The sequence below is a fragment of the Cyclobacterium sp. SYSU L10401 genome, from assembly GCF_010993705.1.
GTDB lineage: Bacteria > Bacteroidota > Bacteroidia > Cytophagales > Cyclobacteriaceae > Cyclobacterium.
Genome location: NZ_WOFO01000001.1, coordinates 919,135 through 941,369 on the forward strand (window position 1 = coordinate 919,135; position 22,235 = coordinate 941,369).

Genomic DNA, 22,235 nt, shown 5'->3' on the forward strand with positions numbered 1-22,235 from the left:
TCACTTACCATTATAAAACCCGATCAAAATGAAATTAAACAGAAGAAAATTTATTGTAAGCAGTTCTGTATTGGCTGGATCTCTGAGTATGGGAGCATTCCCCTCCTGGAGCTTACCTTCGAAAACCAACCAAAAAGTGCGAATAGGTATCGTAGGGGGGAGGTTTGGTGCTACTTTTCAATTTCATGAACATCCGGACTGTGTGGTGGAGGCGGTAAGCGATCTGCGTCAAGACCGCCGGGATCATTTGATGAAAACCTATGGTTGTTCGAAGAGTTATCCCTCTTTGGAAAAGCTTTTGGAAGACCCCGGGGTAGATGCGGTTTTTCTGGCGACTCCTGCCCCGGACCATGCGGCACATACCCTTGCCAGCCTTAAAGCAGGGAAGCATGTACTTTGCGCTGTACCCCTGGCCATGAATTTGGAAGAATGCGAGCAGGTGAAGGAGGCGGTTTTATCCTCTGGCAAAACCTATATGATGGCAGAGACCACCACCTACATGCAGGGAACCATTTCTGCCAAAAAATTCTATAAAGAAGGTAAGTTTGGTGAAATATTTAGTGCAGCGGCGGAATACAACCACCCAGGTCTGGAGGTGCTTTGGTTTGAAAACGGGGCCCCAACCTGGAGACATGGATTGCCTCCCATGCATTACCCTACCCATTGTACAGCGTTTTTGATCAGTGTTACAGGGGAAAGGTTAAAGAAAGTGAGTTGCATGGGTTGGGGGAATGGTGACGGTCTGTTAAAGGACAATCCTTATGAAAATCCGTTTTGGAATGAAACAGCTTTTTTTCAAACCAACAGAAACCATCCATTTAGGGTGGAGGTGAATTGGAAAGGTGCCTTAAGAAATGCAGAAAGGGGAGAATGGAGGGGAGAGAAAATGAGCCTTTACCTGCCGTCCGGACATGCAAACCTGGCCACCATGGTCACCGCAGCAGAACAGTTGGGGAAAGATGATGCAGGGTTTGAACATACTGATAATAAGGTGACGGCCTATGAGTTTCCTCAATGGTGGAAAACAGATATGCTCCCTGAAAAAATGCGGCACAACAGCGGGCACGATGGCTCTCATACCTTCATTACACATGAATTTATCAGATCAATACTGGAAGAGAGATTGCCAGAGGTGAATATATACGAAGCACTGGCCTATACGGTACCTGGGATAGTTGCGCACCAATCGGCCCTGAAGGGTGGAGAATTACTCAGCATTCCGGATTATGATGATTGAAATGGTTTCCCTTCAGCTTGTCCATAAATGATGCTTGGAAGGCCGTCAGCGAATGTATTGGACCTTTCAGGCCGAGCTGACGGGCAGCCAGCAGGTATACCTCCTCTTTGCTCAATCCATTTTCCCTTAAGGTTTTTATGGCCAGGGCACCCTCCGACTTGGATAGTTTCTGCTCCCCGTCTTTGACCAAAGGATGGTGAAAAAAAGTAACCTGAGACAAGGGGTCTCCCCCTAGATGTGCGGAGAGATGGATCTGCGCACAGGAGGAGTCCCATAAATCCTCCCCCCTGACAACCAGATCCACACCAAAATAGCTGTCATCTGCTACCGAGGTCAATTGGTAGGCAGGATCACTATCTTTTTTCCTGACCACAAAATAATTCATGGACTGTGGTAAATGGCAGGGCTTTATTGAATCAGGGTAAGTTCTGAGCTGACGTAAACCTCGTGTCCGGGTGTCCAGCCTCCAGGAAATATTCTTTCCTTGTAAATCAAGGTGTCGCTGCAGACAGTTTCCGGTATACCAGCCTTTTGGATGATTTTGTCGCAAGTTTTTTCTGGAACAATCACAGCCAAAAGCCTGGTCGTTTTCTTTTAAATGTTGAAGTAGTTCTTCATATTGATCCATCCGGTGTCTTTGGGAAAATTGTTGCTGATGCTCTGCGACAGTTCGGGGGCCTTCATCGTAGGGGATTTCCAAAAATTCCAGCGTATCAAAGATATCCTGTATGAATTTTACCCGGGTTCTTCTTTCATCCAAATCATCAATTCTTAACAAAATCCTGGCACCATGATTCCGGGCCAGGCTGGAAGTAATGAGAAAAGATACCACATTTCCAATATGGAGGTACCCACTGGGGGTAGGAGCCAGCCTGGTTTTTTGGAATGGGGGATTCATGTTGTCGGGTTATCAGCCACATGCCCGGCCAGGCTGACGGGAATAAAGCGGGCGAAGAGCTCCTCTTTGTACCACCTTTCCTGTTTTACTTTTCTTACAATTTCTCTGTGGCCGGACTGGTAGGCAAAAGTTTCCATGTGCTGCTGGCTTTTCCAATAACTGAAGGTTGCCTGCTCTATGGCTGGCCATTCGCCTATCCCTTTGGTATAAATCAAACCATCAGCTTTGGCAGCCGCCCGACTACTTGCGGGAACCTGGGTTAAGAACCTCAAAATTTTATTCCACCTTAACCGCGCTCTGGTGATAACCATGATCGGGCCAGTTGCCTTTTGCTCCTTAACGGTAAAGGGTTGCCGGCCATGCCATGTGCCATGACTCTGTATGCACTGCATCCAATAGGTGAAATTGCTTTTGCACTGCTGGTTAAACCGCAGGTAGGCTTCCGAATCGGTAAAGTTTTCCGCAAATGCCAGGTTGTTCCAAACCATCAGCAGGGCATAGGTTTTGAGGTCCGGCTTAAGGGAAAATCCAAATCCTCCACCTGTCCCCATTAGTTTAAAAAACTTTACTCCCTTGGCTTTTTTTAATGGTGCTATAGCCAGTTGCATCTGATTAAAGGCCCACCAACGGTTTCGTCTGGGGTACTCAAAAAAAGTGATGGATACGATTTCTTCTTTGGAACTCATGGCAGGTGCTCACAACGTTTCATCCTCCAGGATGCTTTGTAAAATTAGTAAAGCAAAAGTAGATTACACAGGTCTTTTGCCTAAAATCAATCAAAAACCCGCTTAATGATTACTCTGATCAATAAAATAGCCAATGCGATGGTGGTACCGGCAATTACAAATTCCATATTTCAGCGGGTTAAAATATTTTATAGATTAGATGAGCATACCCAACAAATTATTGATAGTGAATCAGGAGGGTTCACACATACCAAAAGTTTTGTTTCAAAGTGATTAACCTTTTTATACCGGATAAAGTTTGCCTGGTCTCTCTGAAAAGTAGGAGGAAGTAATGAAAATACTATGGTTTTCTCCCTTACCTTTGTAGCTTGTTTAGTATTTTATGGAACCATTAAAAATCCGTAGACTTTCTGCAGGTGTCTTTTTTTTCCTTACGGGGTTGTGTTTTTCTTCCTGGGCGTCCAGGATTCCTGATTTTCAGGAGCGGTTCCGCCTGAGTGAAGGACAGCTGGGCTCAGTGCTTTTGGGTATGCCCTTGGGATCTCTCCTGGCCTTACCATTGGCGGCATGGGCTGTTTTTAGATTTGGGAGCAAGGCAGTAGTGCTGATAGGCATGTCATGCTATATCCTGGCATTATTGGGGATCGGCTTGTCGCCTGACGCTTTGGTTTTGGCCATAATGGTGTTTGTATTTGGGATAATGGGTAACATGATGAATATTTCTCTGAATACCCAGGCTCTTGGAATTGAGAAAGATTATGGTAGGAACATCCTGAGCTCCTTTCATGGTTTATGGAGTTTGGCTGGTTTTTTTGGTGCCGGAATTGGTGCCATTATGGTGTATTTTGAATTTTCTCCCGGGGAGCACTACCTGTTCATTTTGCTTGCCGGTGCCTTATTGATTGGATTATTTCAGAAAGGGATCGTTTCAGAGTCAGGAAATCGGGAAACTGCAGGAGGAGGGTTTCATTGGAAAAAGCCGGACACTGTGATTATCCAATTGGGTATGGTTGGTTTTTGTGGCATGATGTGCGAAGGCTGCATGTTTGACTGGTCCGGTGTGTATATGGCCAAAGTGGTCGACGCCCCATCAGGTTTAATTCCAACCGGATATGTGGCCTACATGGGTGCCATGGCGATGGGCAGGTTTGCAGCCGATAAGCTGGCTAATAAGTTCGGGAAAATTAAGGTGCTGAAATTCTCTGGCTTAACTGTTTTTGCAGGACTGATGCTTGCCGTATTATTGCCTACCATTTGGGCTGTCATTCCGGGGTTTTTGATGGTGGGTTTTGGAACCGCAGCAGTGGTGCCGCTTACCTATAGTCTGGCTGGGAAATCTTCCAGTTATTCTCCGGGGATCGCTTTAGCCATGGTGTCTACCGTTTCTTTTTTTGGTTTTCTTTTAGGGCCGCCGCTGATTGGCTTTATCGCAGAGTGGGTAGGTTTGAAAGGATCTTTTGCTTTGATTTCTTTGGTAGGATTGATGATTACTTTTTGGGTTTGGGTAGGAGAAAAGAACTTTTCTCCGGCTGCAGTCTGAAAATCAGGGCTTTTTATATAAAAATACAGCCTTATTGGTTTTTAAATTTTTATGCTTATTTTTACAAAAATTTAATACCCAACCAAGTCGGTAGGTTTTATAGAATAAACAAAAAAATAGCATGCAGGAGTCATTGGTCTCAAAGAAAATATATTCAAAAGAAGAGATAAAGGAATTGAATGACAAGTACCACAAATTGACTGTGGAAGAACGGGTTCATCAGTTATACCTTGATTTTGATGAGCGGGAAGTGATGCTCACCAGCTCTTTTGCCGCTACATCAGCCTTGTTATTGAGTGTTTTCTCCAAATGCAATCCCAAGCAAAAGATCTATTTTATTGATACAGGATATCATTTTCCGGAAACCCTGGCATATAAGAAAAAACTTACCGAACTCTACGGCCTGAACGTCGCCTCAGTCAGCGCAGGAAAAGAGGATCATGAATACACCAGTACCAACCAAACCTGGAAGACTGACCCTGAGCTTTGCTGCTCCATTAATAAAGTAAAGCCCTTGGAGCTCATTAAGAGCAGATTTTCGGTCTGGGTGTCCGGATTGATGAGCTGGCAGAGTGACCATCGCGCCAGCCTGGATATTTTTGAGGAAAGGGGAGGGATTTTGAAATTCTACCCCCTTCTGGATGTGACAGAAAAAGAACGGGACCAATACATCGAAGAGCACCAACTTCCCTTTCATCCCCTGATTGCTTTTGGCTACCACTCCATTGGCTGTAAACATTGTACCATACCGGGAGAGGACAGAAGTGGCAGGTGGAACAATAGTCCTAAAACTGAATGTGGCTTGCATTTATAAAACCAACCTTTTACCTGCTGTAAAATTTTAAGCGTAAATTTGACACAAAACCTATCCAATTGTTGGATGGGTTTTTCTTTTTCGATAATTTTCATCCGCAAAAAATCAGAATTTTATGAGAGGGACCTTTATTCTATTTTCTTTTATACTTGTTTTTTTGGCTTGTAAGCCGGAAAGACCGGTAGAAATCATCGAATCCACCACTTCCGAATCCTTAGATTCCCTGAGCAAGGCACTTGCCTGGCCGGAAGAGTTGGCCGTACAGGCTTTTTCGGGTCCTGAGCTGACTCCCAGCCCTGCTTGTCTGGCAGTCTCCCCTTACGGAGAGGTGTATGTAGGGGTGGATGCGATCGGGTCCCTGGGAAAAACGCCGGGAAAAGGGAGAATCGTCAAACTCCTCGATCTGGATAATGATGGTGCAGCTGACGAACATACGGTATTTGCAGAAGTGGACAATCCCAGGGGGATCATCCCTTTGGGAGATCAATTATTTGTCTTGCATACGGTATTTTCTCAGGATGATAGCCTGGCGACCGGTATGAACCTGGTGGTCTTCGAAGACAAGGATAATGACGGCATAGCGGATGGACCTTCAAGGCCTCTGATTGAACACATCAGTTCACCCAAGTTTTTGCAGGGGAGAGGGACAGACCACGCTACCAATGGTATAAGAATGGGAATAGACGGATGGATCTACATTGCCGTAGGAGATTTTGGATTTCATGGAGCCATTGACAGGGAAGGCAATGAAATGACCATGCTTGGGGGAGGCGTCCTGAGGGTACGTCCAGACGGCACTGAAATGGAAGTGTACACCCATGGCCTTAGAAATATTTATGATGTAGCGATTGATCCTTACATGAACCTTTTTACCAGGGGAAATACCAATGATGGGGGCGGATGGAATATCCGTTTCATCCATCAGGTTCAAACCGGTGAATATGGCTATCCCGTGTTGTTTAAGCATTTTACTGAAGAAATTATCCCTGCCCTGGTAGATGTAGGGGGAGGCTCCGGAACCGGCGCTTTGTTTATGGATGACCACCGCTGGCCGGAAGCCTACGATAAAGTCCCCATGATGGCCGACTGGGGAAGGAGCCAGCTGTACATTCACCGCGTGACAGCCGATGGCCCTTCCTACACCCAGGAGGAGGAAGAGTTTTTCAAGTTACCTCAGATCACAGATCTGGATATCGATGGTTCAGGCAGGATGTATATGGCTGCCTGGGATGGGGCTGGTTATTCCGGAAGTGAAGACAAAGGTTTTGTGGTAAGGGTGGTTCCAAAGGTTCTGGAATACAGCGAGATGCCTGACCTGACTTCAGCAGACGAGGATGACCTGGCCGAAATGCTTATGGAAGGAAGTGCCACCATCAGACTTTATGCCCAGCAGGAATTGGTAACTAGAGGCACGGATGATGCGGCTTCAGAGGCCTGGGAGGTAGCAACAGACAGGCAGGCTCCGGATTATGCCAGGGTTGCGGCCATGTATGCCTACTCCCAGATCAGGGGCACTTCCGGTTTGGAAGACATGAAAGCATTACTGGAAGATCCCGACATGAAGGAATATGCCATCAGAGCGATTACAGATAGGAAAGCCTTTGTAGAAGAAATGTCAATCGAGCCATTTGTAGAAGCTTTGAGAGACGCTTCTCCCAGGGTTAGAGCAGCAGCAATTATTGCCCTGGGTAGGATAGGGGATAAAGCGGCTATTCCGCATTTGATGGAGATTGAGGTACCTGATTCGTTTCAGGCTCCCGAATTTGGAGAAGAGGGACCCCATGCCCGGCCCAATTCGGAAATTATTTTGCCCCATCTGGCTGTCAGGGCTTTGGTCAATCTTGGTGCAGATGAAGAAATTTTGGAGCAAGTGGGTTCAGGTAATTCGGACCTCGCCCTTTGGGCATTGCGCTACATGCATACTCCTGAGGTAGTTGCCGGGTTGATTGCCAGGTACAATGGAGCAGGAACAGAGCAAATAGAATTGAAAAATGGTATCCTTACCGTTCTGGCCAGGCTCTATACCAAGGAGGCGCCTTACGATGGTTCCTGGTGGTGGGGTACCCGCCCGGACACGCATGGGCCCTACTATAAATCGGTACTTTGGTCAGCTTCTTCCCAAATCAAATCCTTGTTTGAGCAGCTTTGGGACAATGGCTCCCAAAATGACAAGGATTTTATTGCCATGTTGAATCAGAAAAACCGCATGGGAATAACCGAATTTGGTGGGGATTATACGGTAACTGAAGTCCTGGAAGAGCCTGATGTAGATTTGGAAAAGATCAAAAATCAAAAGGGTCAAATAGGGGAGTCTTCCATTGAAGACATCCTGCTGGCCATGCAGGAGATTGAGGGTGAAGCGGTGCAAGGGAAAGCCATATTTGAACAACAGGGCTGTAAGGCCTGCCACAGTATAGAGAAAGGGGAACAAATGAAGGGACCCTTTATGGGTCAGATCGGTAGCATCATGACCAGGGAACAGATTGCCGAATCCATATTGAAACCGGATGCTTCCATCTCCCAGGGATTTGCTACGGTGATGATCAATACCCATGATGAAAAAACTTACGTGGGATTTGTTACCGAGGAAAGTGCGGACCGCCTGGTGATCCGTAATATCGCCGGACAGGCCTTTACCTTACCGGTGGAAAATATCAAGGACCGAACAGAAATGGAAAACTCCATGATGCCGGCAGGACTGGCCAATTCCTTATCCTACGAAGAATTTGCCTCACTGATTACATATCTTTCCGAACAAAAATAAGTGGCATAAAAAAATACCAGAAAAGGCTTGTAAAATGTTTTACAGGCCTTTTTTGTTAGCCCATGACCTTTTTTTTGATTTTCTTGAAGAAAGAGGGACCATCATTGCTTTGCTGGCTCTTATTGAATTGGTCATCTCCTATCAGCAGGGCCAGGGGTTGGAGTGGGATGTAGTTTTCACAGATGACTTTGAGCATGGCTGCAAAAGGCAAAAACAATACCATCCCTGCCACACCCCATACCGATGCGCCGATGATCAGGCTTAATATGGCGGCAAATGCGTTGACGTTTACACTGCTGCCTACTACCTTAGGACTCAGGAAGTTGCTTTCGATGACCTGAATCAGCCAAAACATCCCAGCCACCGCTATGGGAACCCAGAGCTCATCTTTGGACATAAACGCATACAATACTGGGATAGTAGCACCCAAGGTGGTGCCTATATAAGGGATAATGGAAAGCGTAGCCGCCAGAAAGCCGAATAAAAATGGGCTATCCAGTCCGATAATCCATAAACCGGTACTATTGGCCAGGCCCAGAATCAGAATTAAGGTCAGCATGCCGGAAAGGTATTTTTGACCCACTTTTTGGATTTTCATTAACATTTTAAGGTATTGGGTCTCCTTTTCCTCTGGTGCAAATCGCATGAATGCACTGACGAGCCCTTCTTTGTAGATCAGGAATAAAAAAGTATAGATGATTACCGTGAACAGCCCGGTGAGGATGCTGGCCGTATTGCTGAAGGTTTTTCCCAGCAGACCGGCTGCCCCATCCTTGATCCACGCTTTTCCGTCTTCCAATAACTGATCTTTATCGAAATTACCCAGAAAACTTAAGTTTTCATTAATAAACACTACCGTATCGGTAAATACACGCATCAATTTTTCTCCGAAATCAGTCAATTGGTCCGATAGGGAAATGATTTCTGCAGAGAAAAAAGTCAGGACACCTATTAAGATCAGGAAAAAGGAAAGCAAAACTGTAATCGCAGCTCCGATGTTTCCTATCTTCTTTCTTTTTAACCTTTTGTGCAAAGGATGTAAAATAAATGCCAGTAACAGGGCCAGTCCCAAAGGAATGAGAATGGATTTGGCCACCACCATTATGGCGATGACCAACACGCCAAAGGCCAGGGTAAAGAACAAATGTTGAAAGGATAGTTGCATAGGGCTGAATTAATAATGACAATTTTCAAATGGTCAATAGATTACATTTGTCGCTTCGGAAGAGAAACGTGCAGTCAGGCGTTATATGAGTTGTTTCCAGACAGATATCCTGTAGTGAATCAAACAGGGTATTTCCTGAAATTTTACCTTAAGTTAGAGAAAATTTATCGTAAATGATTCGAAAGGGAATTTTTAACTTTGAGTTCGGGCGGGCTATCCATAAAGGTGGGTTTTTTCAAGGGGAGTTAAATTGAAAAATGAGGCTTTTTTTGGTTTTGGATCTGATTATTATTGGTTTTGGGTCAAAAAAATTGAAACATGTGTATCTTTGGATTTTTAAAGCATTTTTGGTCATGCTCTTCAATTCTTTTCTATTCCTTTTTGTTTTTTTACCAATTGTTCTATTGGGATTCTATGGACTAGGCTCCAAAATGAAGCTTTCTGTTATTGTACGATGGTTGTTTCTTTGTTCCCTGCTGTTTTATGGATGGTGGAAGCCCATATACTTGATGCTCATAGGTCTATCCATCGTTTTTAATTTCCTCATCAGCAAGGAGGTAGCAAAAGGGAAGCAACCATTTTTGGTGGTCGGAATAGGCTTCAATCTTCTGATCCTCTTTTTTTACAAATATGTAGATTTCTTAATTTTTAACGTCAATGTTATTGCAGATGCCTCTATTGCTTATCTTGACTGGGCACTGCCATTAGGGATTTCTTTCTATACTTTTCAGCAAATTGCCTATTTGGTGGATTTGAATAGGGGCATCGCTTCGAAAACCAATTTCTTCTCCTACGGTTTATTCGTTTCTTTTTTTCCCCAACTAATTGCTGGTCCCATCGTGCATCACAAGGAAATGATGCCCCAGATCAGGAATCCGTTACTAACCCAAGTTAATTACCAGAATCTTTCCAAAGGTTTTTTTATTTTAATGATGGGGCTTGCAAAAAAAATCATCCTGGCGGATACTTTCGGGATAATCGCAAATAACGGGTATGCCAACATTGAATTGCTGGGGAGCCAGGAAGCATGGATCACTTCCCTGGCTTATTCCCTGCAATTGTATTTTGATTTTAGTGGGTATTCTTCTATGGCCATAGGATTGGGATTGCTTTTTAATATCCAATTGCCTCAAAACTTTAACTCCCCTTACCGATCTGTCACCATTCAGGAATTCTGGAGGAACTGGCACATTACCCTAAGCAGGTTTCTTCGGGATTACATATACATTCCTTTGGGAGGAAATAAAATGGGTCCGGGAAGAACGAATGTCAATTTGATGGTAACCTTTCTTCTGGGAGGGATTTGGCACGGGGCAGGATGGACTTTTGTTATCTGGGGTTTTTTGCATGGAGGAGCCCTGGTCATTCACCGGTATTGGAAAAACTCAGGGAAGGCATTACCAAAAATACCCTCCATTCTGATTACCTTTTTATTTGTAAACATTACCTGGGTCTTTTTCAGGGCTGATAATCTTCAGGATGCTACTGACCTGCTGGTGGCCATGTTCGATTTTTCAAAAACTGCTCCCCGGGATTTCTACCTGGTCAGCAACCTCTATAATTCACCCATTTGGGCTGCAGGGGTGTTACTACTGTTTTTACCAAATGACATGCAACTCGGCAATCAGATTCAACCAACCCTCAAATACGGGGTAATGACAGTCCTATTATTTGTACTGAACCTGATATTCCTGAACTCTATTGTTCAAAATGATTTTCTGTATTTCGATTTCTAATTGGTTATGAGTAAGGAATTTAATCGGTATTTTAAACGTGTTCTTTCCACTTGCTTTTTGGCCGCAGTTGGTTTGGTTTTATTTAATATCTGGCTGGATATTTTTGGCGTTTTTGGGATCGAAAAACACACGCGCGTTTACGGAGAAGAGCGGATATCCAAATACCTGATGGCATATAGGTACATTCCGGAGAATTTCGAAGGCCTTATTCTGGGCCCCTCCCTTTCGGCGAATATTAACCCCGAATCCGCAAAAGAGATCCGTTATTTCAATACCAGCCTTATGGGAGCGAGGATTCAAACCATGATTCCCTTACTTGAAAACGTGCTGGCATCAGCGCATCAAATCAAGCGAGCCTGGATATGCATTCATCCCTACATGACGCAAAGCAGTGAAAAAGAGGTAGACTTAATAATGACTCCCAGGGCTTATTGGGCTGCCTTTGGGTCGATTCATTTGCTACGGGTGTATGGCTTTTCCTTGATTAGGTGGATGAATCTGGCACCCAATAAATACCCAACGGGCCAATACCTGGAGAATGGGACGAATAAATTTGAATCGCTATTCAGAGTTACCGATGTAGCTGCTAAAATCGAAGAAGAAAAAGCCTTACTTCATGCGGAAGATTTTGAGATCACCCCCATTTCCGAAGCTTCCCTGAAGGAGTTGTGGCGATTGTTGGAAGTCAACCAAATACAAACACGGGTTTACTTTCACCCGGTCCCTTTACCCATCTATGAGGAGCACAAGAACGCTTTCGCACAATATTGGGAGCAGGTAAAGTCGACTTATACTCAAAAAAGCCCCCTGGTTACTTTTAAGAATTTTAACGATGGTGATTTTTCTTCTTTTACCGGCGACTTCTCCAATTACATTGATCATGGGCACCTGAGCGAGAAAGGGCAGGAATTATTTCTTAAAGAACTGATGCAGGAATGAATTTTTGTAACATGGCTCAATGATTGTGTGTTAAGCATGAGGGCAGTGGTACATACGCAGGAACAATGCCAGCAGTAGTTTATTGAAAATGAAAAAATAAATCAAATGAAGATATTGAAGGTACAGGCCATTTTATGGACAATTATTTTAATGGCCGGGTGCACTGCCTCCGAAGTCAACCGTTTTATCCAGGGAGCCACGGAGGCGACTTTGACAGAACAGGATGTAAGCAATGGCCTGAAGGAAGCCCTTATCAAGGGTATTTCCACAGGTGCAGATCAGGCATCAAAAGAGGACGGCTTTTTTAAAAATGATTTGATCCGTATAGCACTCCCGGCCGATGTGCAGCGGGTAGAAGGAACCCTGCGAAGGCTTGGTTTGGGAGCGGAAGTAGACCGGGTTATCCTTACCATCAATAGGGGAGCGGAGAACGCAGCCAAAGAGGCCAAGCCCATATTTATTGACGCCATAAAGCAACTCACGGTTCAGGACGCCTGGAATATTCTAAAGGGAGAGCAGGATGCTGCCACGCAATATTTGCAAAGGACTTCTACCGATAGGTTAAAGGTTTTGTTTGCCCCTCATGTGCAGGAAGCCCTGGATCAGGTAGGTGCGACCCGGTATTACGGAGATCTGGTAAACAGCTACAATAGCCTGCCCACCACGGCCAGGAAGCTGGATCCCGATCTCAACGCTTACGTCACCAATATGGCCATTTCAGGGCTTTTTGAATTGATAGCCAGGGAGGAAAAGGCCATCCGGGAGAACCCTGCGGAAAGGACTACAGCCCTCCTGCGAAGGGTTTTTGCGGCACAGGATAATTGATTTTTTCCCGGAATTTATTAACCTCAACTCAAAAATTCAGTGCCTGCTAAATTGGCATAATAACAAGGGGAAGGACGAATATAAAATTCATCCCGAAAGTAGTAATTCGATAACACTTAATGGCAGTCTGTCAATAAAAAATGTTAAAATTAATTTGGTGGTTTCTATTTTTTTACTAATTTAAATGTTGAAAAATGATTTTCTTACCTTTAGGTAGGAAACCGATTAGTCATATGATGCATCAGGTCTTTTTTGATCCGTGGAGGTTGAACCAGGGTTAAGAAAGTTTTTCAATTTCTTTTAAATTACGATTTGAGTACCCCAAATCCGGAGAATTAAAACCAACTATTCCGGTTTATTGCCGATAGGTGAAGTTTTTCATCTGATTCCTACTGATATTTCAGTATTGCTTATCGGTTGTCGTTTCCTGTTTCAGGTATTGCGTGCAGGCGGGTAATGTGTCTGCATTAACCAATTTATTCTTTTACTTAAAACGATCAACTATGAAAAGTCATTCATGGGGAATGGTGATTTTTTGTGTCGCCATCTGTTGCCAGCTCAGGGCGCAGGGACCTGTAGAGGTCATGCAACAGTTAAACCCTAAATTCTGGCAAAAAACCCCTAACATAGCCGCTATGGAAAAATACGGAGATTACCCCGTTAACCTGTACACAGGGTTGCCGGACATATCCATACCCATTTTTGAAATCAATAGTGGCCCATTAAAGGTGCCTATAAGGTTGAGCTATCATGCTTCAGGGATCAAATACACAGAGCAGGCCAGTTGGGTAGGGCTGGGTTGGTCACTTTTGGGTGGAGGCTTTATTTCCCGTAATGTCAATAATAAACCGGATGAAAATAGTTTTCTCCGCAATATCAATGATTACACGATCCCTAACACCCCGGACTGCAATGATTACGAGTATAAAAAGATGTCAGTCGATATTCTGGACCGGGAGGCAGATTTGTTTTTTTATCAGTTTCCCGGGCAAAGCGGAAGGTTCTACCTCAGGCAGGCTGCGGCAGAACCCTTTTTATTTCCAAATTTACCTTTGAAAATATTCCATACCAGAAATCTGGACCAATTCGAAATTTTGGATGAGAACGGCATGGTGTATCTTTTTGGTAAAAGCAGCAACGATGACCGGGCAACAGAATACATCACTTCAGGTGGTACGGAAGGACATGTGGCCACCTGGTACCTGATGGAAATGAGATCACCCGACACGGACGATTTCATCACTTTTTCTTACCAGAATGTGGGCAAATCCTATCAACAGGGAGTCCAAAATATCATGACAGTATTGGATGACTGTACCTTTTTGCCCAACAATGAATTGGATTGTCCCCAGCTAGATACGAATATAGCTACCAGGTACACCAGTACTTCATCTATTCAGCTGGGGCTATCCGAAATCAGGTTCAAAACAGGGATGGTTAAATTTATTTTGGGCTCCAAACGACTGGATCAACCAGGTCTCAATCACCTGTCCCGAATTGAAGTTTATGAAAAAACCGGTGGAACCTATCAGTTGATAAAACAATTCGAATTTGACCTTGACCAATATTTTCAGGACCGTAATCACAGCCAAAATTACAGGTTGAAGCTGGATGCGCTTCGGGTAAAAGACGGGGTAAATACGCTGATAGGCAGCCATACATTTGATTACTTTACAGATTACTTTTCCTGGGATAAGCCCAATAGCAGCTACAGGATTGATGATTTTGGCTATTTCAACAATAAACCCAACGCTGACCTTATACCCCCAACCGAGGTGGATTTGACCACCGGATATACCATTAGTTTTGGAACAGCGGATAGAAGTACGGATACCACCTACCTGAAGGAAGGAGTCTTGAAAAGAATCACCTATCCTACCGGGGGCTATGCGGAGTTTGAGTTTGAACCGCATCAATACCGAATTCTGGATAAAGCCCACTTTACCGGAGGGCTCAGGGTAAAAAAAATCAGGAGAAATACCGGATCCCAAACCCTGGTCAAAAACTTTGTTTATGGAGGAAATGGTCCTGGGGCGGGCTTCAGGAATTTTATTTTGGATGAGTTTCTCTATTCAAACACCAGGTACTTAAAAACGGGGACACAAACATCCTCCCTGCGCTACAGGAGCCGGATGTATTATTCCAGTGCCGTAACAGGCAGGGGCTATGATGAATGTCCTGTAGTGTATCCCATTGTAACAGAATATGAAACCGAAAACGGTAAAAATGGCAGGACGGTTTATGAATTTGATGACAAATTACACATTCCAGATATAGTAATAGGTTATCCTTTTGGTACTTCCACCAAGCCATTCATCAATTCCATGGCCTGGGCAAGAGGTAAATTGACCCGCAAAACGGTTTACAACAGCCATGATGAAATTTTGGCGCAAACCTCGATTCACTATGAAAACTTCAGGGAAGATGAGCAACCGGTGGGGCAAGGCGTTTTTCAGTATGTTTATCAAAATGGAAGTTTAGGATACCCCTATTTTGAGATGTGTAAGGAAAACAATATACTTTACGATGCCTATGAATACATTGTAACAGAACAGAAGCAAGCCACAGGGATTTACAGGCAGACCAAAATAGAGGAAAGGTTGCTTACTCCGGGATTAAAGGATTTTACCAGGCTTACCAAAATAGAATACCATCCTGAATTTTTGCAGGAAACCAGAGCGGAAAGCCGCATAGTAGGTGACAATTCCCGTTCGACTATCAAGGTAAACCGGTACGTTACCGATTTCCTTAATAGAGACAAAAACTCAACTGAACAGGCCTTTATTTGTGATCAAATTTACAAGCAAAATAGATTGCATGTCCCCCTTGAAACATATACCATTATCAAAGGCGGAGATCAGGTAAGTGAACGAATTGTCTCCGGACGGATCAATACCTACAAAGAAACATATCCCGGATCGGGCAAATACAAAAAAAGTCTTGTCCACTTTTTGGATACAGCCAGCCCGCTGGAATTGGCTACCTATAAACCAGGACATTTTGATGCCTCAGGAAACTTGGTCATGGATGAGCACTACCGGCCTGGATTGAGTTTGGATCAATACGATGAATCCGGAAACCTGGTTCAGATGACCAGGACTGCAGGGCATCCCGTTACCTTTCTATATGGTTATGACGGTGCTTTACCGGTAGCGATGGTAGACAATGCACCATGGACAAAGGTTGCTTTCACCTCCTTTGAAAGCAAGGAAAAGGGAGCATGGACCTATTCAGGAGATGGCCTGGTGCTGGAAGCAGGCGCTGCGAAAGCAGGAAAAAAGGCTTATTTGCTGTCCAGTGGACAGGTATCTGCTACTGCAGTCGGAGCCGATGAAAACAATGCCTTTAAATTGAGTTTTTGGGCAAAAGCCACATCAGGAACCCGGACATGGACATTTATGGGGCAGACAGAGACCCTTAACAGCCAATGGAAGCTGATAGAAAGATCTGTTACCCAGCCCGCTGTTACCATAAAGGGTGGTGGTATCTACATTGATGAACTCAGACTTCATCCGGTAGAAGCGCAGATGACCACTTTTACTCATGCGCCTTTAAGAGGCCTGACCTGCGTAATGGATATCAGGAATGCGGCCAAATATTATGAGTATGATGGTTTTGGCAGGCTGGAAGCTGTCCGGGATCAGGATGGGTTATTGACAACACTCCATGAATATGCTTACATGATACCCTGAAAGGCTATGAAACCAATATACCTATTGCTTTTGTTTCTGTCTCCAATTTTTGGTTTTGCCCAGGAAATGGAAAGCCAGGTGGCTCTTACAGGTGTATGGGAGCTTGACCTTGAGCAGCAAATGCAGGAAGTCCAGGAAAATCAGGATAGCAAATTTACCACCATGCCTGGCCCTGTTAAGGAAATGTTTCTGGCATCACTGAAAACAAGGAAATATATTTTTTATCCCGATGGTGTATTTGAGGCCTTTTGGCTATTGGGAGGCAAATCCCATGTGCTGGGAGGAACCTGGGAATTTGAGTTTCCGGGTAATTTGAGTCTATCTCCTGAGAACGGGCAGGAAAAAATTTATGCGGTTTCATTTCATAAGGAGACCCTGAAGTTGGCTTCCCGGGAAAATACAGAAAATGTATTGCATACCCTTTACCTCAAAAGAGAAGTGCCATGAAAATAATTTTTCACGTATTGCTTTCCTTTTTCGCTGGTACCCTTTATGCGCAGGTAAATACCACCAATGTGAAGATTTCCGGCCCTACTTCAGTAGAAATCGGTGAAGTGGTAGTTTTCCCGGTAGCCTTTTATGGTAATGGCTACCGACTGAGTGTGCCGGTAAATGGCAGTTATAATTGGATGCATAGCGGCGGACAATTGGTACATTCCGATATTTCCGGTCTCCGGTTGACCTTTGAAACAGCGGGAGACTATGAAATTTTTTATGGCTATAGTGAATTTGATAGTTATTTTTACGACAGCAGGATCATAACGGTCAAAAGCAAGCGAAACTGTCCTCAGATCAGCCCCTCGGCCCCTGAGGTTACACTTATCCAAAAAGGCAGGGCCAGGTTGGAAGCCAATCCTGCCCCGGATGGCTTTGCTTACCGCTGGTATGATGCTGACCAGACAAGCCAACTTTCAGCTAGCAGGAAGTTTCGGACACCCTTGCTGACCAAAAGCAAAACCTATTACCTGGCCTACCAACATACCACTACCGGCTGTCTGACCCAAAAGGTCCCGGTCAAGGTAAAGGTGCTCCCCGAAAACAGAAACCGAATAAGTACCTATCAAGCAAGGGTACCCATTACCTCGGCGGCTGACTTGCTGGAAGGTCCAGCGGAATTGGTCTACCAAACCAATACCTATTATGACGGTATTGGCAGGACCCAACAGCTGGTAAACGTAGTATCTAATTCAAAAGGTCAGGACATAGTAATTCCCATGGTTTATGATGAGGTGGGAAGGCAGGCACTTAAATTCCTTCCCTTCCCGGATGGGGGACAGCAAACGGGGCTTTTCAGGGAAAATGCGATTGACCTCCATAGGGATTTTTACCAGCAGGCTTTTGGAGACCCCTTCCCTTTCCAGAAAACTGCATTTGAAGCTGCTCCTCTGAATAGAGTGGCTAAAATAGCACCATCTGGAAAGGACTGGAAGATGGGAAGTGGCAAGGAGTTAAAGTTCAGCCGAAGGACCAATACGGAACAAGATGAAGTGAAGAGGTTTGACTTGAACGAACAGGGTCTTCCGGAACACCATGGAGAATGGCCAGCCGGCAGTTTGTGGGTGGAGATCAACGACAACGAAGACAACCTGCGCACGTTGAGCTTTATGGATGAGCAGGGCAGGGAGATTTTAAAGAAAACCCAACTGACAGCCAATCCATCGTCGGGAGGCCACCAGGGCTGGTTGTGTACTTATTCAATATATGATGATTTTGGGAATCTCCGGCTGGTAATTCCCCCCAAGGCCGTAGAGATCCTGCATACAAAAGGTTGGGAATTGTCCACTGACCCAAACTTGTCGGAGGCGCAATATTTTAGCTACCGGTACGATGGTAGGAGGCGACTGATGGCGAAGAAGCTTCCCGGAAAAGTCATTGAGTACCTGTTGTATGACCGACTGGACAGGCAGGTGGGCTTTCAGGATGGGGAGCTCAGGAAAAAAGGTACCTGGCAGTATATACTGTACGATGCATTTGACCGGCCGGTGAAAACCGGACTGACCACCGACAGCAGAAGTCAGGCTGTGATACAGCAGGAACTCGACAAGCAGCTCAAGGTACTACCTGTAAAAAATAGCAGGGAAACAGGCAGCATAAAAACCGGCAAGCACCTGATTTCCTCCAGATACGCTGGCCATGAGGTGTTCATGGCCTCTGAAAGCATTGTCCTGCGCCCTGGTTTCCATTTTAAAGCCACTGAAAATAGCAGTTTTTCCGGCAGGATAGCTGAAGTGGAAAAAGCCGAAAGTAATATTTTCCCAAGAGAAGAAGGTGAAATCCTTACTTTGAATTATTATGACAAATATGAAAATGCGCCTGCGGGAGAATACAAACAGGCTCCGGGATATCCCCTTTCCCCTAGTTTCCGCACCACAGGGTTGTTGACGGTAAAGAAAATCAAAGACCTGGAAAGTGGCAGGTATACTACCAGTACCTATTTTTATGACGAAAAAGGTCGGGAAATACAATCCCTGGAAGAGCATCCTTTGGGGGCTACCATCAGGCGCTCCAGCCGGTACAATTTTGAAGATCAGGTGACGGAAACGTTTACGGAATTGATTCATCCGGTTAATATGACGATACGGAAGATGTATTACTATAACCGGGCCGGTCTGCTTTCCAGTATTAGCCAGCAGATCGATAATGGTGCTACGGTTACCCTCGCAAGTTATCGCTACGATGAATTAGGGAGAAAATCAGGAGTTCATTTCCCTGCCATTCCTGATGCCGGTCAGGATTACAGATACACTATTCGGGGCTGGTTAGCAGAAATAGGAAGTTCTTCTCCGGGACTTTTTTCCCAAAACCTGCAGTACCAAGAGAGCGGAAAGCGTTGGGATGGTAACATTACCGCTGCCGGGTGGAAGGGAATGGACGGGACGGTCCGGCAGTATAGCTACAGCTACGATAAACCAGGCAGGCTGCTCCAAGCTGCCTATAAGGTAGCCACCTCGGCCGGGGAAAATAACCGGTATTCCATGGACCAGATCAGCTATGATGCCAACGGAAACATCAAAAGCCTGCGAAGGAGAGGAGCGAGAACAGAAAAAGAATATGCGGTGGTGGATAACCTGAAATACGAATACGATAGCAATGTGATGCTGGGCGAATATGGTAACCAACTGACCCGGGTAAAGGATAGCCAATACAAAAAGACCTATATATCCTCCGATTTCAAGCCAAACCAAGCCAACGGTTTGTACAGGTATGATGCCAATGGAAACCAACAGACCAACCAGGACAAAGGCCTCACGGCTATCTCGTACAATCACCTGAACCTGCCACAGGAGTTTGCCTTTGAGGATGGACAAAAGCTGAAATACGCTTATGATGCAGCAGGAACCAAGCGCCGGCAGGCTTCCTACCGAAATGGAACGCTGACAAAAGAAACCCATTATGTCGGTGATTTTGTATTCGTTGATGGCCGGCTGGACTACGTTCTTCATGAAGCGGGCAGGGTGGTGTTTGAGTCGGGAAAGGCCATCTATGAATTTTTTCTTCGGGACCATCTGGGCAACGTGCGCCAGGTAATCCGGAAACCCTTAACCGAGCGGGTAGTTGCCACCATGGAAATAACAAATGCAAAAAGGGAAGCGGTAGACTTTGGTCAAATTGCGGCCAGCAGGCAGTTGGGTCCGGAGCACAATACGACGCCCGGAGGAACACAGGTTGCCTGGCTGAATGCCGGGCGGGGACGGCTGCTGGGTCCCTCACGCAGACAGGCGGTGGGTGCGGGCAGCCGACTCATGCTGTCTGTGCAGGCGAAATACGAAGCCCCGGGCAAGACCAGTATCCATCCGGATGATTTTATCAAAGCCGGAATCAGGGAAGGATTGGTCGCTGATGTGCGGGAAATAGGCATTTCCAATTCGGTGCCAACGGGTTTGGGGATTTTACAATTGGTCGATTTGGTGATCAGGGACTTGCAACAAAAAGCTGCCCCTGAGGCCTATATGATGTATGCTTTGTACGATAAGCAGGGAAAACTTTATGAAAGCGGCAAGGAGCTGCTCAGTAAAAAAGCAGCCAACGGTCATGAAAAACTGGAAAAAGAGCTGTATATTAGTCAGGAAGGTTATATGGAAGCCTTTCTGGTGAACGAAACGGCAGAAAATGTCTGGTTTGATGATTTCACCGTTGAGACGACCCTTTCTCCCGTCATTCAGGAAACCCACTATGACCCCTGGGGTTTGGAGTTGACCGGTCTGGGATATCAGCGCGAGGGGGTGAAGGAGAACAGGTATTTGTATAATGGGAAGGAGCTTCTCGATGGCCATAATCTTAATCTATATGATTTTGGAGCTAGACACTATGATCCTGTGTTGGGAAGATGGATGACCGTGGATCCCATGGCCAGCGAGAGAGATTGGCTTTCTCCCTACAACTATGTGCAGAACAATCCGCTGAACAGGATCGATCCTGATGGGATGTTGGACGAATGGAGATTAAATACAAATACTGGTGAGCTGGATTGGATAAGTGATTTAGGAGGCGAATCAATGCAAACTGTACATATTGGGAATAGAAAAACTGTAATAGAAGGTTCAAAAAATAATATTCATGTTGGAGCTGCGGCCGTTCCCGGTGGTAGGCTTGGAGATTTTGCATATACTGTAAGTAAAGTTGATTTATGGTCTGATCTCCCTCATGAATATCAAGGGCATTATAATGCATTCGATCTTGTTGAGAGATATAATGCAGCGCAAAAAGGAGGGATTAAAATCAGAAGTATTAGAGAAATGGAAAGTCAGGGGCTATCCAGAAGCGATATGGTTTGGAACAGGTCGGATTATGGTAGGCATCTTGTCAGAAAATACGGAAGTAAGGATTCTTTTTATATGGCAGCTGATTTAGGGATGATTCCTTTGCCAGCTCCAGCAGGCGTTGACGATTTTACATTTGCAGGAAGTGGGGTGTCGGCGATAAATACGTTCTCAAAAAACCGAAATATGCTGAAAGCTCCATCTCAGTTGAATATTACTGCCAAAGGTGTCAAGTTGTCAAATAATCCATGGATCAGATTTCTTCAGGAAAATAAAGGAAGTTGGAGTGGCAGTGATTGGTTAAATCAAGCCAGACAGGCCTATAATGTGTTAAAAAAATGAATTACATGTTGGAGTTGGTTTATACATGCAGAAAGTGTGGTAAAACCAACTCTTTATTTTCTTTTAAAGAGGATCGTTATAAACTTTCACAGAAAGTAGGGAGTGAATTTGATGTGGAATGTCGGTATTGTAGAAAATCAGATAAGATAAAATTGAATAAAGTTTATGCCAGGATCAAACCTGTGTATTCTTTTATTGTTTTTAGCTTATTATTCCTTTTAGCTTGTTTAACCTGTTATTTTCTATTGAAGGGATATTGGAGAGATAATATTTTAATACAGAGTAAATCCATCCAAGTTGCGTTCATTGGTTTCTGTATTCCAATATCGGTATTGGCGGTATTATCTATCTCTTTGAAGGAGAAAATCAGAACGTTTAATAATTACCGACTATAGGAGAATGTCGGTTGTATCACTTGAGTTTTGTCTTTCTCGAAATTCTCGCCAGTATTTTTGAATCTCTTCTTGATGGCCTTGGCCAATTAAATTGATATCAGATTTTACAGCTATAGATTTTAGTTCTAGTTTTTCAAACCCATTAAAAATAATGAAGTGGTCTAGTCTAGGGTTTGAAATTTGATATTTAATACTTTTATGGTCCTCAGTAGAAATGGTAAAAAAATCATCATTTATATGAAGAATTTTTGATATTGATGTTCCCATCAAATCATTATGAATGATAAAAAAATTATTATTAATTAGAACCTCGTTATACATACCACTTAAATCCGTGAACATCCAAGATCCAATAATTTCTTGGTTATTTTGACTATTTGGAGAACATTGAGCAAATAAAACGGACATTATTAAATATTTGCAAGAATGGATTATTGTTTTT

14 protein-coding genes are annotated in these 22,235 nt (G+C 44.4%); 10 read left to right on the plus strand and 4 right to left on the minus strand.

Features of this window, described 5'->3' with window-relative positions; translation table 11 throughout:
- The first annotated feature begins 28 nt into the window (after positions 1-28).
- Entirely contained in the window at positions 29-1,237 is a 1,209-nt protein-coding gene (locus GL182_RS03835; RefSeq protein WP_163378222.1) for a Gfo/Idh/MocA family protein, read from the plus strand.
- Here GL182_RS03835 and GL182_RS03840 read toward each other — a convergent pair.
- Both GL182_RS03840 and GL182_RS03845 read right to left on the minus strand, forming a co-directional pair.
- On the minus strand, positions 1,212-2,135 hold the full coding sequence (locus GL182_RS03840; protein ID WP_163378223.1) for a glutamate--tRNA ligase family protein: 924 nt from the start codon (positions 2,133-2,135) through the stop codon (positions 1,212-1,214). The two genes, GL182_RS03835 and GL182_RS03840, sit on opposite strands and share 26 nt — an antisense overlap.
- Positions 2,132-2,821, minus strand: a complete 690-nt coding sequence (locus GL182_RS03845) for a spheroidene monooxygenase (protein WP_163378224.1) — start codon at positions 2,819-2,821, stop codon at positions 2,132-2,134. Before GL182_RS03845 ends, GL182_RS03840 begins: the two co-directional genes overlap by 4 nt.
- A gap of 382 nt (positions 2,822-3,203) precedes the next feature.
- On the opposite strand from GL182_RS03845, the gene GL182_RS03850 reads away from it, so the two are divergent.
- From GL182_RS03850 to GL182_RS03860, 3 genes are all read left to right on the plus strand, one after another.
- Positions 3,204-4,361 carry an MFS transporter gene (locus GL182_RS03850; RefSeq protein WP_163378225.1) on the plus strand — a complete coding sequence of 386 codons (1,158 nt, stop codon included), beginning with the start codon at positions 3,204-3,206 and terminating at the stop codon, positions 4,359-4,361.
- A gap of 121 nt (positions 4,362-4,482) precedes the next feature.
- Entirely contained in the window at positions 4,483-5,175 is a 693-nt protein-coding gene (locus tag GL182_RS03855; RefSeq protein ID WP_163378226.1) for a phosphoadenylyl-sulfate reductase, read from the plus strand.
- A gap of 115 nt (positions 5,176-5,290) precedes the next feature.
- Positions 5,291-7,939, plus strand: a complete 2,649-nt coding sequence (locus GL182_RS03860) for a HEAT repeat domain-containing protein (RefSeq protein ID WP_163378227.1) — start codon at positions 5,291-5,293, stop codon at positions 7,937-7,939.
- Between the two features lie 55 nt (positions 7,940-7,994).
- On the opposite strand, the gene GL182_RS03865 is transcribed toward GL182_RS03860, so the two are convergent.
- Positions 7,995-9,104 carry an AI-2E family transporter gene (locus GL182_RS03865; RefSeq protein ID WP_163378228.1) on the minus strand — a complete coding sequence of 370 codons (1,110 nt, stop codon included), beginning with the start codon at positions 9,102-9,104 and terminating at the stop codon, positions 7,995-7,997.
- Between the two features lie 431 nt (positions 9,105-9,535).
- Between GL182_RS03865 and GL182_RS03870 the strand changes: the two genes are divergently transcribed.
- From GL182_RS03870 to GL182_RS03895, 6 genes are all read left to right on the plus strand, one after another.
- Entirely contained in the window at positions 9,536-10,840 is a 1,305-nt protein-coding gene (locus tag GL182_RS03870; protein ID WP_240469561.1) for an MBOAT family O-acyltransferase, read from the plus strand.
- A 6-nt stretch (positions 10,841-10,846) separates the two neighbouring features.
- Complete coding sequence (locus GL182_RS03875) at positions 10,847-11,779, plus strand: hypothetical protein (RefSeq protein WP_163378230.1); 933 nt, start codon at positions 10,847-10,849, stop codon at positions 11,777-11,779.
- 105 nt (positions 11,780-11,884) lie between these two features.
- Positions 11,885-12,604, plus strand: coding sequence for a DUF4197 domain-containing protein (locus tag GL182_RS03880; protein ID WP_163378231.1), 720 nt, complete (start codon positions 11,885-11,887; stop codon positions 12,602-12,604).
- Positions 12,605-13,107: 503 nt separating this feature from the next.
- Positions 13,108-16,296 carry a hypothetical protein gene (locus tag GL182_RS03885; protein ID WP_163378232.1) on the plus strand — a complete coding sequence of 1,063 codons (3,189 nt, stop codon included), beginning with the start codon at positions 13,108-13,110 and terminating at the stop codon, positions 16,294-16,296.
- Positions 16,297-16,302: 6 nt separating this feature from the next.
- Positions 16,303-16,743: a hypothetical protein gene (locus GL182_RS03890; RefSeq protein WP_163378233.1), complete on the plus strand. Its 441-nt coding sequence runs from the start codon at positions 16,303-16,305 to the stop codon at positions 16,741-16,743.
- A complete protein-coding gene (locus GL182_RS03895; protein ID WP_163378234.1) occupies positions 16,740-21,398 on the plus strand; it encodes a DUF6443 domain-containing protein in 4,659 nt (1,552 codons plus the stop codon). The genes GL182_RS03890 and GL182_RS03895 overlap by 4 nt, the downstream gene beginning before the upstream one ends.
- A gap of 389 nt (positions 21,399-21,787) precedes the next feature.
- Here the strand turns inward: GL182_RS03895 and GL182_RS03900 are convergent, their stop codons facing one another.
- Positions 21,788-22,201, minus strand: coding sequence for a hypothetical protein (locus GL182_RS03900; protein WP_205603569.1), 414 nt, complete (start codon positions 22,199-22,201; stop codon positions 21,788-21,790).
- Positions 22,202-22,235 lie beyond the last annotated feature (34 nt).

Coding starts and splice junctions, on each gene's coding strand:
- GL182_RS03835 (WP_163378222.1), top strand. CDS start 29: ATGAAATTAAACAGAAGAAAATTTATTGTAAGCAGTTCTGTATTGGCT.
- GL182_RS03840 (WP_163378223.1), bottom strand. CDS start 2,135: ATGAATCCCCCATTCCAAAAAACCAGGCTGGCTCCTACCCCCAGTGGG.
- GL182_RS03845 (WP_163378224.1), bottom strand. CDS start 2,821: ATGAGTTCCAAAGAAGAAATCGTATCCATCACTTTTTTTGAGTACCCC.
- GL182_RS03850 (WP_163378225.1), top strand. CDS start 3,204: ATGGAACCATTAAAAATCCGTAGACTTTCTGCAGGTGTCTTTTTTTTC.
- GL182_RS03855 (WP_163378226.1), top strand. CDS start 4,483: ATGCAGGAGTCATTGGTCTCAAAGAAAATATATTCAAAAGAAGAGATA.
- GL182_RS03860 (WP_163378227.1), top strand. CDS start 5,291: ATGAGAGGGACCTTTATTCTATTTTCTTTTATACTTGTTTTTTTGGCT.
- GL182_RS03865 (WP_163378228.1), bottom strand. CDS start 9,104: ATGCAACTATCCTTTCAACATTTGTTCTTTACCCTGGCCTTTGGCGTG.
- GL182_RS03870 (WP_240469561.1), top strand. CDS start 9,536: ATGAAGCTTTCTGTTATTGTACGATGGTTGTTTCTTTGTTCCCTGCTG.
- GL182_RS03875 (WP_163378230.1), top strand. CDS start 10,847: ATGAGTAAGGAATTTAATCGGTATTTTAAACGTGTTCTTTCCACTTGC.
- GL182_RS03880 (WP_163378231.1), top strand. CDS start 11,885: ATGAAGATATTGAAGGTACAGGCCATTTTATGGACAATTATTTTAATG.
- GL182_RS03885 (WP_163378232.1), top strand. CDS start 13,108: ATGAAAAGTCATTCATGGGGAATGGTGATTTTTTGTGTCGCCATCTGT.
- GL182_RS03890 (WP_163378233.1), top strand. CDS start 16,303: ATGAAACCAATATACCTATTGCTTTTGTTTCTGTCTCCAATTTTTGGT.
- GL182_RS03895 (WP_163378234.1), top strand. CDS start 16,740: ATGAAAATAATTTTTCACGTATTGCTTTCCTTTTTCGCTGGTACCCTT.
- GL182_RS03900 (WP_205603569.1), bottom strand. CDS start 22,201: ATGTCCGTTTTATTTGCTCAATGTTCTCCAAATAGTCAAAATAACCAA.